9 protein-coding genes and 1 tRNA gene are annotated in these 14,732 nt (G+C 72.2%); 8 read left to right on the top strand and 2 right to left on the bottom strand.

Features of this window, described 5'->3' with window-relative positions:
- Positions 1 to 35 precede the first annotated feature (35 nt).
- From gltB to D1350_RS19300, 5 genes are all read left to right on the top strand, one after another.
- The gene (gene gltB / locus D1350_RS19320) at positions 36 to 4,574 is read left to right on the top strand and encodes a glutamate synthase large subunit (RefSeq protein ID WP_125777678.1); all 4,539 of its coding nucleotides are present in this window, start codon (positions 36 to 38) and stop codon (positions 4,572 to 4,574) included.
- On the top strand, positions 4,567 to 6,036 hold the full coding sequence (locus tag D1350_RS19315) for a glutamate synthase subunit beta (RefSeq protein WP_125777677.1): 1,470 nt from the start codon (positions 4,567 to 4,569) through the stop codon (positions 6,034 to 6,036). The genes gltB and D1350_RS19315 overlap by 8 nt, the downstream gene beginning before the upstream one ends.
- A gap of 56 nt (positions 6,037 to 6,092) precedes the next feature.
- The gene (pyk, locus tag D1350_RS19310) at positions 6,093 to 7,529 is read left to right on the top strand and encodes a pyruvate kinase (RefSeq protein ID WP_125777676.1); all 1,437 of its coding nucleotides are present in this window, start codon (positions 6,093 to 6,095) and stop codon (positions 7,527 to 7,529) included.
- A 187-nt stretch (positions 7,530 to 7,716) separates the two neighbouring features.
- On the top strand, positions 7,717 to 9,198 hold the full coding sequence (locus D1350_RS24200; protein WP_125777675.1) for a WXG100 family type VII secretion target: 1,482 nt from the start codon (positions 7,717 to 7,719) through the stop codon (positions 9,196 to 9,198).
- Between the two features lie 62 nt (positions 9,199 to 9,260).
- Entirely contained in the window at positions 9,261 to 9,851 is a 591-nt protein-coding gene (locus D1350_RS19300) for a hypothetical protein (RefSeq protein WP_125777674.1), read from the top strand.
- 18 nt (positions 9,852 to 9,869) lie between these two features.
- Here D1350_RS19300 and D1350_RS19295 read toward each other — a convergent pair.
- A tRNA-Leu gene (locus D1350_RS19295) sits at positions 9,870 to 9,943 on the bottom strand.
- Between the two features lie 74 nt (positions 9,944 to 10,017).
- Between D1350_RS19295 and D1350_RS19290 the strand changes: the two genes are divergently transcribed.
- Together D1350_RS19290 and D1350_RS19285 are read left to right on the top strand one after the other, a co-directional pair.
- Entirely contained in the window at positions 10,018 to 10,695 is a 678-nt protein-coding gene (locus tag D1350_RS19290) for an ANTAR domain-containing response regulator (RefSeq protein WP_164545239.1), read from the top strand.
- Between the two features lie 162 nt (positions 10,696 to 10,857).
- Positions 10,858 to 11,526: a GNAT family N-acetyltransferase gene (locus tag D1350_RS19285; protein WP_164545238.1), complete on the top strand. Its 669-nt coding sequence runs from the start codon at positions 10,858 to 10,860 to the stop codon at positions 11,524 to 11,526.
- Between the two features lie 21 nt (positions 11,527 to 11,547).
- Here the strand turns inward: D1350_RS19285 and D1350_RS19280 are convergent, their stop codons facing one another.
- Positions 11,548 to 11,988, bottom strand: coding sequence for a hotdog fold thioesterase (locus D1350_RS19280; RefSeq protein WP_125777672.1), 441 nt, complete (start codon positions 11,986 to 11,988; stop codon positions 11,548 to 11,550).
- Here D1350_RS19280 and polA point away from each other — a divergent pair.
- Positions 11,987 to 14,689: a DNA polymerase I gene (gene polA, locus D1350_RS19275; RefSeq protein ID WP_125777671.1), complete on the top strand. Its 2,703-nt coding sequence runs from the start codon at positions 11,987 to 11,989 to the stop codon at positions 14,687 to 14,689. The genes D1350_RS19280 and polA overlap by 2 nt on opposite strands.
- Positions 14,690 to 14,732 lie beyond the last annotated feature (43 nt).

The following is a 14,732-nucleotide window of genomic DNA, read 5'->3' as shown; positions in this document are numbered from 1 at the left end:
CCGCGCCCGGCTCGACCGGGCGGCTGTGAGGACACATGAGCATGCCGCTGCACAGGCCCGCACAGGGCTTGTACGACCCGTCCGCCGAGCACGACGCGTGCGGCGTGGCGTTCGTCGCCACTCTCCGCGGGACCCCCGGTCGCGACATCGTCGACGCGGGGCTGACCGCGCTCCTCAACCTCGACCACCGCGGCGCCGTCGGCGCCGAGGAGGACACGGGCGACGGCGCGGGCATCCTGACGCAGATCCCGGACGCGTTCGTGCGCGACGTGGTGGCGGCCGAGCTGCCTCCCGCGGGGCACTACGCCATCGGCACCGCGTTCCTGCCGCAGGACGAGGCGGAGCGCGACCGGGTGGTGCAGCGCATCGAGGCCCTGGCCGCCGAGGAGAAGCTCGACGTCCTCGCCTGGCGCGACGTGCCGGTGAACGCCGACATCGTCGGCCCGTCCGCGCGCGCCACGATGCCGGTGTTCCGGCAGCTGGTCGTGGCCGACCCGTCGCGCGAGCTGCGCGGCATCGACCTGGACCGCCGCTGCTACCGGCTGCGCAAGCGGGCCGAGAACGAGCTGGAGCTGTTCTTCGCCTCGCTGTCGGCGCGGACGCTCACGTACAAGGGCATGCTCACCACCGCTCAGCTCGAGCCGTTCTTCCCGGACCTCTCGGACCCGCGCTACGCGTCCGAGCTCGCGCTGGTGCACTCGCGGTTCTCCACCAACACGTTCCCGTCCTGGCCGCTCGCCCAGCCGTTCCGGCTGGTCGCGCACAACGGCGAGATCAACACCGTGCGCGGCAACCGCAACTGGGTGGCCGCGCGCGAGGGCACGATGTCGAGCGACCTCCTGGGCGACCTGGCTCCGCTGCAGCCGGTGTGCTCGCCCGGCTCGAGCGACTCGGCCAGCTTCGACGAGGTGCTCGAGCTGCTGCACCTCGGCGGCCGGTCGCTGCCGCACGCCGTGCTGATGATGATCCCGGAGGCGTGGGAGAACAACGCCGAGATGGATCCCGCGCGCCGCGCGTTCTACGAGTACCACGCCAACCTCATCGAGCCGTGGGACGGCCCGGCCGCGCTGACGTTCACGGACGGCACGCTCATCGGCGCGGTCCTGGACCGCAACGGCCTGCGCCCCGGCCGCTACTGGGTCACGGAGGACGGCCTGGTCGTCCTCGCCTCGGAGGCCGGGGTCCTGGACCTCGACCCGGCGTCGATCGTGCGCAAGGGCCGGCTGGAGCCGGGCCGCATGTTCCTCGTGGACACCGGCTCGGGCCGGATCGTCGAGGACGACGAGGTCAAGTCGCACCTCGCCGCCAAGCGCCCCTACGCGCAGTGGATCGCCGAGCACTCGGTGCACCTCGACGCGCTCCCGGACCGCGAGCACGTGGCCCACAGCCCGGCGTCGGTGCGTCGTCGCCAGCGGGCGTTCGGCTACACCGAGGAGGAGCTGCGCGTCATCCTCTCGCCGATGGCGACGGCCGCGGCCGAGCCGCTCGGCGCCATGGGCACGGACACGCCGATCGCGGTGCTCTCGTCGCGCCCGCGCCTGCTCTTCGACTACTTCACGCAGATGTTCGCCCAGGTGACGAACCCGCCGCTGGACGCGATCCGCGAGGAGCTCGTGACCTCGATCGGCGGCGCGATCGGCCCGGAGCCGAACCTCCTGTCCGACGTCCCGGAGCACGCCCGCAAGCTCGTGCTGCCGTTCCCGGTCCTGGACAACGACCAGCTCGCCAAGATCATCCGCGTGGACCGCGACCCTGCGCTGGAGGGCATCTTCCGCGCGGTCACGGTGCGCGGCCTCTACGACGTCAGCGGCGGCGGCAAGGCGCTGCTGGAGCGTCTCGAGGAGATCTTCGCCGAGGTCGACGCCCACATCGAGGACGGCGCGTCCTTCATCGTGCTGTCCGACCGTGACTCGAACTCCGAGCTCGCGCCGATCCCGTCGCTGCTCCTGACGAGCGCGGTGCACCACCACCTGGTCCGCAAGCACACCCGCACCCAGGTGTCGCTCGTGGTGGAGGCGGGCGACGTGCGCGAGGTCCACCACGTGGCCCTCCTGATCGGCTACGGCGCGGCGGCGGTCAACCCGTACCTCGCCATGGAGACCGTCGAGGACCTGGCCCGCCGCGGCTACCTCGACCTCGCCCCGGAGAAGGCGGTCACCAACCTCATCAAGGCCCTCGGCAAGGGCGTGCTCAAGGTGATGTCCAAGATGGGCATCTCCACGATCATGTCGTACCGCGGCGCCCAGATCTTCGAGGCGGTGGGCCTGTCCCACGAGCTCGTCGACGACTACTTCACGGGCACCACGTCGCGCCTGGGCGGCGTCGGCCTGGACGTCATCGCGGCCGAGGTCGCGGCCCGCCACGCCGAGGCGTACCCGCCGTCGGGCAACCACCAGCCGCACCAGCGGCTCACCACGGGCGGCGAGTACCAGTGGCGCCGCGACGGCGAGGAGCACCTCTTCGACCCGGAGACGGTGTTCCGCCTGCAGCACGCGACCCGCAGCGGCCGGATGGACATCTTCCGCCAGTACACGCGGCGCGTGGACGAGCAGTCGCAGCGCCTCATGACGCTGCGCGGCCTGCTGCGCTTCAGCCCGGACCGCGAGCCGGTGCCGATCGACGAGGTCGAGTCCGTCGCGGACATCGTCACGCGCTTCAACACGGGCGCCATGTCGTACGGCTCGATCTCGGCCGAGGCGCACGAGACGCTCGCCATCGCGATGAACCGCCTGGGCGGACGGTCCAACACCGGAGAGGGCGGCGAGGACCCCGAGCGGCTGTACGACCCCGAGCGCCGCTCGAAGGTCAAGCAGATCGCGTCCGGCCGGTTCGGCGTGACCAGCGAGTACCTGACCCAGGCCGACGACATCCAGATCAAGCTCGCGCAGGGCGCCAAGCCCGGCGAGGGCGGTCAGCTGCCCGGGTCCAAGGTGTACCCGTGGGTGGCGAAGACGCGGCACTCCACGCCGGGCGTGGGCCTCATCTCGCCGCCGCCGCACCACGACATCTACTCGATCGAGGACCTGGCGCAGCTGATCCACGACGCCAAGAACGCCAACCCGTCGGCGCGCATCCACGTGAAGCTCGTCTCCGAGTTCGGGGTGGGCACGGTCGCCACGGGCGTGTCCAAGGCGCACGCCGACGTCGTCCTCATCTCGGGGCACGACGGCGGCACGGGCGCCTCGCCGCTGACGTCGCTGAAGCACGCCGGCACCCCCTGGGAGATCGGCCTCGCCGAGACCCAGCAGACGCTCGTGCTCAACGACCTCCGCGACCGCATCGTGGTCCAGGTGGACGGCCAGATGAAGACGGGCCGCGACGTCGTCGTGGCCGCGCTGCTGGGCGCCGAGGAGTTCGGCTTCGCCACGGCGCCGATGGTGGTCTCGGGCTGCATCATGATGCGCGTCTGCCACCTCGACACCTGCCCGGTGGGCGTGGCCACGCAGAACCCGGAGCTGCGCTCGCGGTTCACGGGCAAGCCCGAGTTCGTCGTGAACTTCTTCCAGTTCATCGCGCAGGAGGTGCGCGAGCACCTGGCGGCGCTCGGCTTCCGCAGCATCGAGGAGGCCGTGGGCCAGGTCCAGGTCCTCGACACGCGCAAGGCCGTGGACCACTGGAAGGCTCAGGGCCTCGACCTCGGACCCATCCTCGCCGAGCCGCAGGGCCGGCCGGGGGCGGCGCTCCACCAGACCAGGATCCAGGACCACGGGCTCGCGAAGGCGCTGGACAACCAGCTCATCGCGAAGGCCGCCCCGGCGCTGGAGCGTGGCGAGCGCGTCGAGATCGCCCTGCCGATCCGGAACGTGAACCGCACCGTCGGCACGATGCTCGGCCACGAGGTGACCAAGCGGTACCGCGGCGAGGGGCTCCCGGACGGCACCATCGACGTCACCCTGACCGGCTCCGCCGGCCAGTCGCTCGGCGCCTTCCTGCCGCGCGGCATCACGCTGCGCCTGTTCGGCGACGCCAACGACTACGTGGGCAAGGGCCTGTCGGGCGGCCGCATCGTCGTCCGTCCGGACCGGGCCGCGGTGCTCGACGGCGCCACGAACGTGATCGCGGGCAACGTCATCGGCTACGGCGCCACGTCGGGCGAGGTCTTCCTGCGCGGCCGGGTGGGCGAGCGTTTCGGCGTCCGCAACTCCGGCGCCACGCTGGTGGTCGAGGGCGTGGGCGACCACGGCTGCGAGTACATGACCGGCGGCACCGTCCTGGTGCTCGGCCCCACGGGCCGCAACTTCGGCGCGGGCATGTCGGGCGGCACGGCGTACGTCCTGGACCTGCGCCCGACGGCGATGAACGCGGCCGCCGTGCGCGACCGCGAGCTCGAGGTGGGCCGGCTGGACGACGCCGACTGGGAGACCGTGTCGCAGCTCCTGACGCGTCACCACGAGGAGACCGGCTCGCCCGTGGCGGCCGAGCTCCTGGCAGACCCCTTCGCCCGCGCGCGCCTGAGCCGCGTGCTCCCGCTCGGCTGGGCCCGCGTCCGCGCGGCCCTCGCCGAGCATCCCCTGGACAGCAACGAGTGGGACCCGGCCCGTTGGGACCACATCATGGAGGTGGCCCGTGGCTGACCCCCGCGGATTCCTGAAGGTGCGGGAGCGCGAGCTCCCGCCGAACCGTCCGGTCGAGGTGCGCCTCCGTGACTGGCGGGACACGCACGAGCACCGCGTCGAGGGGCAGCCGTTCCTCAAGGAGCAGGCGGGCCGCTGCATGGACTGCGGCATCCCGTTCTGCCACCAGGGCTGCCCGCTCGGCAACCTGATCCCCGAGTGGAACGACCTCGTGTGGCGCGGCCAGTGGGCCGACGCCATCGACAGCCTGCACGCCACGAACAACTTCCCGGAGTTCACCGGCCGGGTCTGCCCCGCGCCGTGCGAGTCGTCCTGCGTGCTGGGCATCAACCAGCCCGCCGTGACGATCAAGAACGTCGAGGTGTCGATCATCGACGAGGCGTTCGAGCGGGGCCTGGTGCAGCCCGTCGTCCCGCAGCGCCTGACCGGGTCCACGGTGGCCGTCGTCGGCTCCGGCCCCGCGGGGCTGGCCGCGGCGCAGCAGCTCACGCGCGCCGGGCACACGGTCGTGGTGTACGAGCGCGACGACGCCGTGGGCGGCCTGCTGCGCTACGGCATCCCGGACTTCAAGCTGGAGAAGGTCCACATCGAGCGCCGCCTGGCGCAGATGGAGGCCGAGGGCACGCGCTTCCGGACAGGCGTGGAGATCGGCAAGGACATCTCGTGGGACGCGCTGCGCCGTCGGTTCGACGCCGTCGTGGTCACCACCGGGGCCACCGTGCCGCGGGACCTGCGCCTCCCGGGGCGTGAGCTCGCGGGCGTCCACTTCGCGATGGACTTCCTCACCCCGGCCAACAAGGCCGCGGCTGCGGGACACCCTGTCGACGGCGCGCCGACGGCCGAGGGCAAGCACGTCATCATCATCGGTGGCGGCGACACGGGCTCCGACTGCCTGGGCACGGCGCTGCGCCAGGGCGCGGCGAGCGTCACGACGCTCGCCATCGGCAAGCGCCCACCGACGGAGCGCCCCGCGAACCAGCCATGGCCGACCGACCCGATCCTGTTCGAGGTCTCGACCTCGCACGAGGAGGGCGGGGAGCGCACGTACCTGGCATCGACCGTAGAGTTCGTGGACGACGGTACGGGCGCCCTGCGTGCCCTGAAGGTCGCCGAGACCGAGTACCTGCCGGACGGGCGCCGTGCGCCCAGGTCCGGGACCGAGCGGGTGATCCCGGCGGACCTGGTCCTGATCGCGATGGGCTTCACCGGCCCGGAGACGCGCCTGCTCGAGGAGCAGACCGGTATCGAGGTGACGGACCGTGGCCTCGTCGCCCGGAGCGACGACTACGCGGCGAGCCTGCCGGGTGTCTTCGTCGCCGGCGACGCCGGGCGCGGGCAGTCCCTCATCGTGTGGGCGATCGCCGAGGGCCGCGCCGCGGCCGCGGCGGCCGACACCTACCTGCAGGGCGGGACCGAGCTTCCCGCCCCCGTGCGGCCCAGGACGGTCGCGCTGCGGGCCTAGATTTCATTCCCTGGTCTCGGCTCGCGCCGGGACTGCAATTCAATGAGGCTGGAGACATGCGCAGAGCAAAGATCGTGTGCACCATCGGACCCGCCACCGAGTCGCCGGAGCAGCTGCGTGCGCTCGTGGCCGCCGGTATGGACGTCGCACGCATCAACCGGAGCCACGGCGAGCAGGAGGCCCACGCGGCCGTGTACCACGGGGTGCGCGCCGCCGCGAAGGAGGCGGACCGTTCGGTCGCCGTCCTCGTGGACCTTCAGGGGCCCAAGATCCGGCTCGGCCGCTTCGCGAACGACGAGAAGCACTGGCTGAACGAGGGTGACGTCTTCACCATCACGACCGAGGACGTCGTGGGCACCAAGGAGCTCGTCTCCACCACCCACAAGGGCCTGCCGGGCGACGCCCGCGTGGGCGACCCGATCCTCATCGACGACGGCAAGGTCCTCGTCCGCGTCACCGCGGTCGAGGGACCCAACGTGGTGACCCGTGTCGAGGTGGCCGGGCCCGTGTCGAACAACAAGGGCCTGAACCTCCCGGGCGTGGCCGTGTCGGTCCCCGCCATGTCCGACAAGGACGAGGAGGACCTCCGCTGGGCCCTCAACCTCGGCGCGGACTTCATCGCGCTGTCCTTCGTGCGCTCCGCCAAGGACTACGAGGACGTCCGCCGGGTGATGGAGGACGTGGGCCGCACGGTCCCCGTCATCGCCAAGATCGAGAAGCCCCAGGCGGTCGAGCAGCTTGACGAGATCATCGCGGCCTTCGACGGCGTCATGGTGGCCCGTGGCGACCTCGCCGTCGAGCTCCCGCTCGAGCAGGTGCCGCTGGTCCAGAAGCGCATCGTGGAGATCGCGCGCCGCAACGCCAAGCCGGTCATCGTGGCGACGCAGGTGCTGGAGTCCATGACGACGTCACCGCGCCCCACGCGCGCCGAGGCGTCCGACTGCGCCAACGCCGTCCTCGACGGCGCCGACGCGGTCATGCTCTCGGGCGAGACCTCGGTGGGCGACTACCCGATCCTGACGGTCGAGACGATGGCCCGGATCATCGAGGTCACGGAGCAGATGGGCCGCGAGCGGATCGCGCCGCTCGGCTCCACGCCGCACACCCGTGGTGGCGCCATCACCCGCGCCGCCGCCGAGATCGGCGAGACGCTGGGCGTGAAGTACCTGGTGACGTTCACGCAGTCGGGCGACTCCGCCCGCCGCATGTCGCGCCTGCGCTCCGGCATCCCGCTGCTGGCCTTCTCCCCGGAGGAGGGCGTGCGCAACGCGCTGTCCCTCACCTGGGGTGTCCAGACGGCGCTCGTGCCCAAGGTCGACAGCGTCGACGCCATGGTCGAGCAGGTCGACTCCACGCTCCAGGCCAAGGGCCTCGCGGAGAAGGGCGACCTCGTGGTGGTCGTCTCGGGCGCCCCCGTGGGCGTCCCCGGCACCACGAACTCGATCCTCGTGCACAAGATCGGCAGCCAGGCGGACGGCCGCGGCCGCTCCTGACCTGACCTGACGGTGCCCGACGCCGTGCGATCGCCCCCCCGGGGCGGCGCCGGCGCCGGGCACCGTCGTATCCGGGCTGGTCAAGGGGAGATCTCCCCGTCGACGTACGCGCCGCGTTCGCGTACGTTCCTCCCAGCCCGGCGCGATCCTGTTCCGGTGCTCGAACGCGCGGCAGTCGGAGGGCAGGATGGACCAGCTGTGGGGCGCTGACGTCGCGCAGCTGCGCGCTCTGGCGAGGTCGTTCCAGCGGGACGCGCAGTCCCTCTCGGACACCCGGTCACAGCTAGGGGCCCTGCTGTCGACAAACCTGGCGTGGCTCGGGCCGTCGGCCGGGCGGTTCCGTGCCGAGTGGTCGGGGTCGACCGGTCCGGGGCTCGCGCGGGCGGCGTCCGCCCTCGAGCAGGCAGGTGACCAGCTGGTGCGCAACGCGGCCTCGCAGGAGCGCACGAGCGACTCAGGGTCGGGCTCCGCCGGTGGCGGCGGGGGTGGTCCGGCAGGCGCGCCCGGCCCCGGCGCCCCGAACGTCCCGTCCGCAGACGCCTACCTGGCCATGACCGCGGCAGAGCGCGACGCCTGGCTCCGCAGCGCCTCGGACGCCCAGGTGGCCGCGTTGTACGAGTCGCTCACGGCGTCGGGTGCCCAGCCGGGCAGCCCGGGGTACGGCGACGTCGTCTCGGAGCACTGGACGCGGGTCGCGGCAGGCGACGCCGGGATCGACTACCGGTCCTGGGACCCGACCCAGGGCGCGCAGGCGAACAGGGGCAACATCGAGGCGGTCTACTCGTACTACTCACAGCTGTTCCTCGACAACCCGGACCTGCAGTGGGCGGGCATGGCGGCGATGATCGGACCGTCCTTCGCCGCCGGCTTCCTCGATCTCGCCATGATGCGCGACATCGCCCAGACGGTCGGCGCCGCGGGCACGGTGCTGCCGCCGGGCGTCGGTGACATGCTGGAGATCGTCTCCGCGATGAGCGACGCGGAGCTTGCGTTCTACGAGACCACGTTCCTCGAGATGCAGAAGGAGATCTTCGAGGACCAGGCCCGGATGCACGCCGCGTACACGCACGGCGGGATGAACGAGATCACGCGGCTCCACGAGTCGGGAGAGATCAACCGGCGCACCCTCGACGCCTGGTCGGACATCGACTCGGGCGACCCGGAGCGGTTGGCCGCGGGAAACACGGAGCTGCTCCGCCGCGAGCAGCTCGACATCATCGCGGACGACTACGGCGCCATGACCGACCGGCCTGTCACGGGCCCGGCGATGACCTACATGATGACGCTCGTCGGTGAGGCGTCGATCCCGGGCACCCAGACCTACGCCCAGTTCGACCCGCTGAAGGTCACCATCGAGACGCCAGGTCCGGAGCGGCTGGGCCTCCCGTTCACGCCCTTCTCCGTGGACAACCCGGTGCAGGGCGAGATCGTCACGACCACTCCGCTGCCGGGTGGCAACATCGCAGACACCGGTGAGCGCTGGGCCTACGTCACCGCCGACACGCTTCCCGCGTACCAGGAGCTGCTCGCCTCCGACCCGGACCGTGCGGCTGCCATCGTCGGCTCCGACGTGAGCGACCGGATCGACGACTACCGGCTCACGAACCCCGACCGCGTCGGGCGCATCGTGGAGAGACTGACCGAGTGGGACGTCGAGGTGAACCAGTGACGGGTACGGGAGTCACCCGGCGGGCGTCGTGGTCGTCGCCCGTGAGAGGTGCTCCCGGTGCAGTGACGGTCGTGGTCGCCCTGGCGCTCGCGCTGGCGGGCTGCAGCGTCCGGATCGACGGCGGGCCGGACGGTCCGGCCGAGGACGGCACCGTCCAGGCGGTGGAGGAAGGAGATCCTATGCAGTGGGACCTGACACGTCCGGTGGACGCGGGGTCGGTCGGCCTGCCGGCGGACGAGATGGTGATCGTCGACGTCCCGGAGGGGGGGTCCGACGTGGAGCTGGTGCTCCCGTCGGGCACGTGGTCCGCCCGTGCGGAGCAGCTCACCGTGACCACGAGCGGCGGCTACGTGCTCTCGGTGGACGTGTTCCGCACCGAGGCCGACGGCGACGCGGCCTACGCGCGGATGAGTGACGAAGCCACCCTGCTGGGCATCGACAGCGTGCTGCTCGACGACTGGCACGCGGGCCTGCCTGCCGTGGCCGGCGGCGATGCGGGGGACCGGGTCAAGCAGACGTTCAACGGGTACAGCGGTGACGTCGCCACCTCGGTCCAGGCCGGTGTGGAGGCGGGCGAGGGTGCCGGCGCGCCGGTTCGCCTCTGGTACGCGTTCTACCTGCGTGACCTGCTGGCGAACCAGACGGGACGCTGACGAGCGGCCCGCCTGCCGTGCCCCGGGAGGGACTCGAACCCTCACTGGACCGATTTTGAGTCGGTTGCCTCTGCCAATTGGGCTACCGGGGCGGTGACGCACGGCACGCCGTGCAGCGAACATCGAACCACACCACAGGTGTGCGGCCCAAGCCGCGGCCCTTAGGATGGGGGACGTGACCGACGAGAACACCGACTCGAACGCGGCGTCGCTGCCGCTCGACCTCCCGCCCATGATCGACGCCGAGCCTGCGGCGAACCCGAACCGTCCCGCTCGCCGCGCCATCGTGGCGGAGGACGAGGCGCTGATCCGGATGGACGTCGTGGAGACGCTCCGCGAGGCGGGCTTCGACGTGGTCGGTGAGGCGGGTGACGGCGAGACGGCCGTGAACCTCGCGCTCGAGCTGCGGCCCGACGTCGTGGTGATGGACGTGAAGATGCCCGAGCTGGACGGCATCTCCGCTGCTGAGCGCATCGCCAAGGCGCACGCCGCCCCCGTCGTGCTGCTGACCGCCTTCTCCCAGACGGAGCTCGTCGAGCGCGCGCGGGACGCGGGCGCCATGGCGTACGTGGTGAAGCCCTTCACCCCTGCCGACCTGCTGCCGGCCGTCGAGATCGCGATCTCCCGGTACGCGCAGATCACGTCGCTGGAGTCGGAGGTCGCCGACCTGCAGGAGCGGTTCGAGACCCGCAAGCGCGTGGACCGGGCCAAGGGCCTGCTGCAGACCAAGATGGGCCTGTCGGAGCCGGAGGCGTTCCGCTGGATCCAGAAGACGTCGATGGACCGCCGCCTCACCATGCGTGAGGTCGCGGACGCCGTGATCGAGCAGGTCGGCGGCGCCTGACCGGAAACATCCCGCACCCGGGCATCCCGGGCACGAGCGGGTGATCTTCGTCCCCTGCAGCATTGTGTGCTGCGGGGGACGGGTCTATCGTCTGCCGCTAGTTGGACGATCGTCCGGATCGGCCGCAGGCCGGCCCGGACCAGACACTCAGGAGGTGTGCCGGTGCGAACAGTCGAGGTACGGCCCGCGAGCCGTGAGGATCTCCTGGCCGTCGTGGCCCTGAGCAGCGAGGCGCGAGACGAGTCGCCGGCGGCGGCTCAGCTGGGCACCGCGGACCAGGACCGCCTGCTGGAGCACCTGAGCGTGCTCCTGTCGGTCGACGGCCACGTGCTCGTGGCCCTGGTCGCCGACGAGGTGGTCGGGGTCGTCGTCGCCCGCGTCGTCGGTCCGTATCTGTTCGCGGGGACGCCCAGCCTCTACATCGACCTGGTGTACGTCGTCCCAGCCGCGCGGCGCCGTGGCGTAGGTCACGCGCTCCTGCGCGGGGTGGCCGACCTTGCCGCCGCCCACGACTGTGCCGAGGTCTACGCGGCCCCGGTCCCGGGCCACCGCGGGATCCAGCGGTTCCTCGCCCGCCTGGGCTTCGCGCCCACCGCGGGCCATCGCGTCGTGTCGTGCACCACGCTCCACCGCCGTCTCGTGGAGGCCGCTGCCGCCGCGCGGGAGACGGCCGCCGCTGGTAGCCGCGGCCGCCTCCGGCAGGGCGCACGGGGCCTCGAGGACCTCATCGCACGCCGCCGCCGCGCCCGGTCGGTGGCCGAGTCGGGCCCGATCGACCTGCGCGAGCTGCGCGCCGTGTACCGCGAGGACCACCGCGCCGAGGTGGGCTGACCCGGTCGGTCCCGCGGCTCGTCAGCCCAGGATCATGCAGGTGAGGCGGGCCGTGCACACGCGCCGGCCCTGGTCGTCCGTGACGACGATCTCGTAGCTCGCCGTGGTGCGACCGAGATGGATCGCGGTCGCCACACCCTGGACCACGCCGTCACGCACCCCGCGGTGGTGCGTGGCGTTCAGCTCGATCCCCACGGCCTGACGGCCCTCGCCGGCGTGCTCCTGTGCCGCCACCGAGGCGAGCGTCTCGGCGAGCACGGCGGACGCGCCGCCGTGCAGCAGGCCCGCCGGCTGGGTGTTCCCGTCCACGGGGAGCGTGCCCGTGGTGCGCTGGGCGGAGACCTCGGTGAGGTCGATGCCCATCCGCTCGATGAGCGTGCCGCGGGAGGCCGCGGCCCAGCGGGCGGCAGGGGCGTCGGGTGCGGCGGACGGGGTCTCCGTGCCAGGGTGCGTGTCAGTCATGGGCGCTAGGTTTGCACCCGTGAGCACCTCCGCGCGACCCCGCCTCCTCCTGATCGACGGCCACTCGATGGCGTACCGGGCCTTCTTCGCCCTGCCTGACACGCTGGCCACCACCTCCGGTCAGGTCACGAACGCGGTCTACGGCTTCACGTCCATGCTGACGAACCTGCTCCGCGACGAGCAGCCCACGCACCTGGCCGTGGCGTTCGACGTGGGGCGCGTCACGTTCCGCACGGAGCGCTTCCCCGCGTACAAGGCCACGCGCAGCGAGAGCAAGCCGGAGTTCCGCAGCCAGGTGCCACTCATCCTCGAGGTGCTGGAGGCGCTGCGCGTCCCGGCGCTGTCGAAGGAGGGCATCGAGGCCGACGACATCCTGGCCACGCTCGCCCAGTCCGCCGAGGCGGCGGGGATGGACGTGCTCGTCTGCTCGGGCGACCGTGACTCGCTGCAGCTCGTCACGGAGCACATCACGGTCCTGTACCCGGTCAAGGGCGTCTCCGAGCTCGCACGCATGACGCCCGAGGCCGTGGTGACCAAGTACGGCGTGCCGCCGGAGCAGTACCCCGACCTCGCGGCCCTCGTGGGCGAGACCAGCGACAACCTCCCCGGGGTCCCGGGCGTCGGACCCAAGACGGCCGCGAAGTGGGTCACCACGTACGGCGGCCTCTCGAACCTCCTCGACCAGGCCGCCGAGGTGAAGGGCAAGGCGGGCGAGAACCTGCGGGCACACCTCGACCAGGTCCGGCTCAACCGCGAGCTCAACGCCCTCCTCCGGGACGTCCAGCTGCCGTTCGGCCCCGACGACCTCGCCCTGGCCGGGTTCGACCGCGAAGCGGTCCACCGCGTCTCCGACGCCCTGCAGTTCGGTCCGCTCCGCGACCGCCTCCTCGCCGTCGACCCGTCGGTCGACGCCGACCCCGAGCGCCCCGCCGAGGGCGTGGACGTCGACCTGGCCGACGTCGCCCCGGGCGGCCTCGGCGCCTGGCTCGCGTCCCGTTCGGGCCGCCTCGGGCTCGACGTGTCCGGCCAGGCGGTGCCCGGCGGCGGCGACGCGTGGGGCGTCGCCGTGTCCGACGGCGAGGGCGAAGCCGTCGCGCTGGACCTCGTCGAGATCGCCGCCGACGACGAGAAGGCGCTCGCCGCGTGGCTCGCGGACCCCGGGGCACCCAAGGTCGTGCACGGCGCCAAGGCGGCCTGGCACGCCCTCGGCTCCCGAGGCCTCGACCTCCAGGGCGTCGTCTTCGACACGGAGCTGGCCGCGTACCTGTGCCACCCGGACCAGCGCGGGTACGACCTCGGCGACCTCGCGGTCCGCCACCTCGGCCGAGAGCTGCGCGTCGAGGAGCCCGAGGGCGCCCAGGGCGCCCTCGACCTCTCGCTCGACGGGCAGGGCCAGGGGCAGCGCGAGGCCGTGCGGGCGAACGCCGTCGTCCAGCTCGCCGACGCGCTGACGGGCGAGCTGGCCGACCGCGGGGCCGCCGAGCTCCTCACCGACGTCGAGCTGCCGCTCACGCGCGTCCTGGCGCGCATGGAGCACACGGGCATCGCCGCCGACACGGAGTACCTCACCGGCCTCGAGAAGGAGTTCGGCGAGGCCGTGGCCCGGGCCGCGGGCGACGCCTTCGACGTCATCGGCAGGGAGGTGAACCTCGGCAGCCCCAAGCAGCTGCAGGAGGTCCTGTTCGACCAGCTCGGCATGCCGAAGACGAAGAAGATCAAGACCGGGTACACCACCGACGCCTCGGCGCTCGCGGACCTGTTCGTCCGCACCGGGCACCCGTTCCTCGAGCACCTCCTCGCCCACCGCGACGCCAGCCGCCTGCGCCAGACGGTCGAGGGGCTGCTCAAGTCGGTGTCGCCGGACGGCCGCATCCACACCACGTTCCAGCAGACGATCGCGGCCACCGGCCGCCTCAGCTCGATGGACCCGAACCTGCAGAACATCCCGATCCGCACCGAGGCGGGCCGGCAGATCCGCCGCGCGTTCGTGGTGGGGGAGGGCTTCGAGACGCTCCTCACGGCTGACTACAGCCAGATCGAGATGCGCATCATGGCGCACCTGTCGGGCGACGAGGGGCTCATCGCCGCCTTCCGGTCGGGCGAGGACCTGCACAGCTATGTGGGCTCGCGCGTCTTCGAGGTGGCACCGGCCGACGTGACGCCGGCGATGCGCTCCAAGATCAAGGCGATGTCGTACGGCCTCGCGTACGGGCTGTCGGCCTTCGGCCTCTCGCAGCAGCTGAACATCGAGCGCAGCGAGGCGCAGGCCCTGATGGACGACTACTTCACGCGGTTCGGCGGCGTGCGCGACTATCTCGGCCACATCGTCGACGAGGCACGGGCCACGGGGTACACGGCCACGATCCTCGGCCGTCGCCGTTACCTGCCGGACCTCACGAGCGACAACCGGCAGCGCCGGGAGATGGCCGAGCGCATGGCGCTCAACGCGCCCATCCAGGGCAGCGCGGCCGACATCATCAAGCTCGCCATGCTCAAGGTGCAGGCCGAGCTCGACGCGCGGGGCCTGTCCTCACGCCTCCTGCTCCAGGTGCACGACGAGCTGGTGCTCGAGGTGGCGCCGGGGGAGCGGGCCGCCGCCGAGGAGGTGCTCCGCGAGCAGATGGGCGCCGCGGCGGAGCTGGACGTCCCGCTCGACGTCTCCGTGGGCGCCGGCCGCACCTGGCACGAGGCCGGGCACTGAGAGAGAGGCGGGCACCGAGATCCCGCCGGGCACCGAGATCCTG

It is taken from the genome of Antribacter gilvus, assembly GCF_003946865.1.
GTDB classification, from domain to species: domain Bacteria; phylum Actinomycetota; class Actinomycetes; order Actinomycetales; family Cellulomonadaceae; genus Antribacter; species Antribacter gilvus.
Note: the sequence above shows the minus strand (reverse complement) of the source record. Positions and strands in the feature narration are given on the sequence as shown.

Excerpts from the sequence above, each read along its gene's own strand:
- pyk (WP_125777676.1), top strand. The coding sequence starts at position 6,093 with ATGCGCAGAGCAAAGATCGTGTGCACCATCGGACCCGCCACCGAGTCG.
- D1350_RS24200 (WP_125777675.1), top strand. The coding sequence starts at position 7,717 with ATGGACCAGCTGTGGGGCGCTGACGTCGCGCAGCTGCGCGCTCTGGCG.
- D1350_RS19280 (WP_125777672.1), bottom strand. The coding sequence starts at position 11,988 with ATGACTGACACGCACCCTGGCACGGAGACCCCGTCCGCCGCACCCGAC.
- polA (WP_125777671.1), top strand. The coding sequence starts at position 11,987 with ATGGGCGCTAGGTTTGCACCCGTGAGCACCTCCGCGCGACCCCGCCTC.
- gltB (WP_125777678.1), top strand. The coding sequence starts at position 36 with ATGAGCATGCCGCTGCACAGGCCCGCACAGGGCTTGTACGACCCGTCC.
- D1350_RS19290 (WP_164545239.1), top strand. The coding sequence starts at position 10,018 with ATGGGGGACGTGACCGACGAGAACACCGACTCGAACGCGGCGTCGCTG.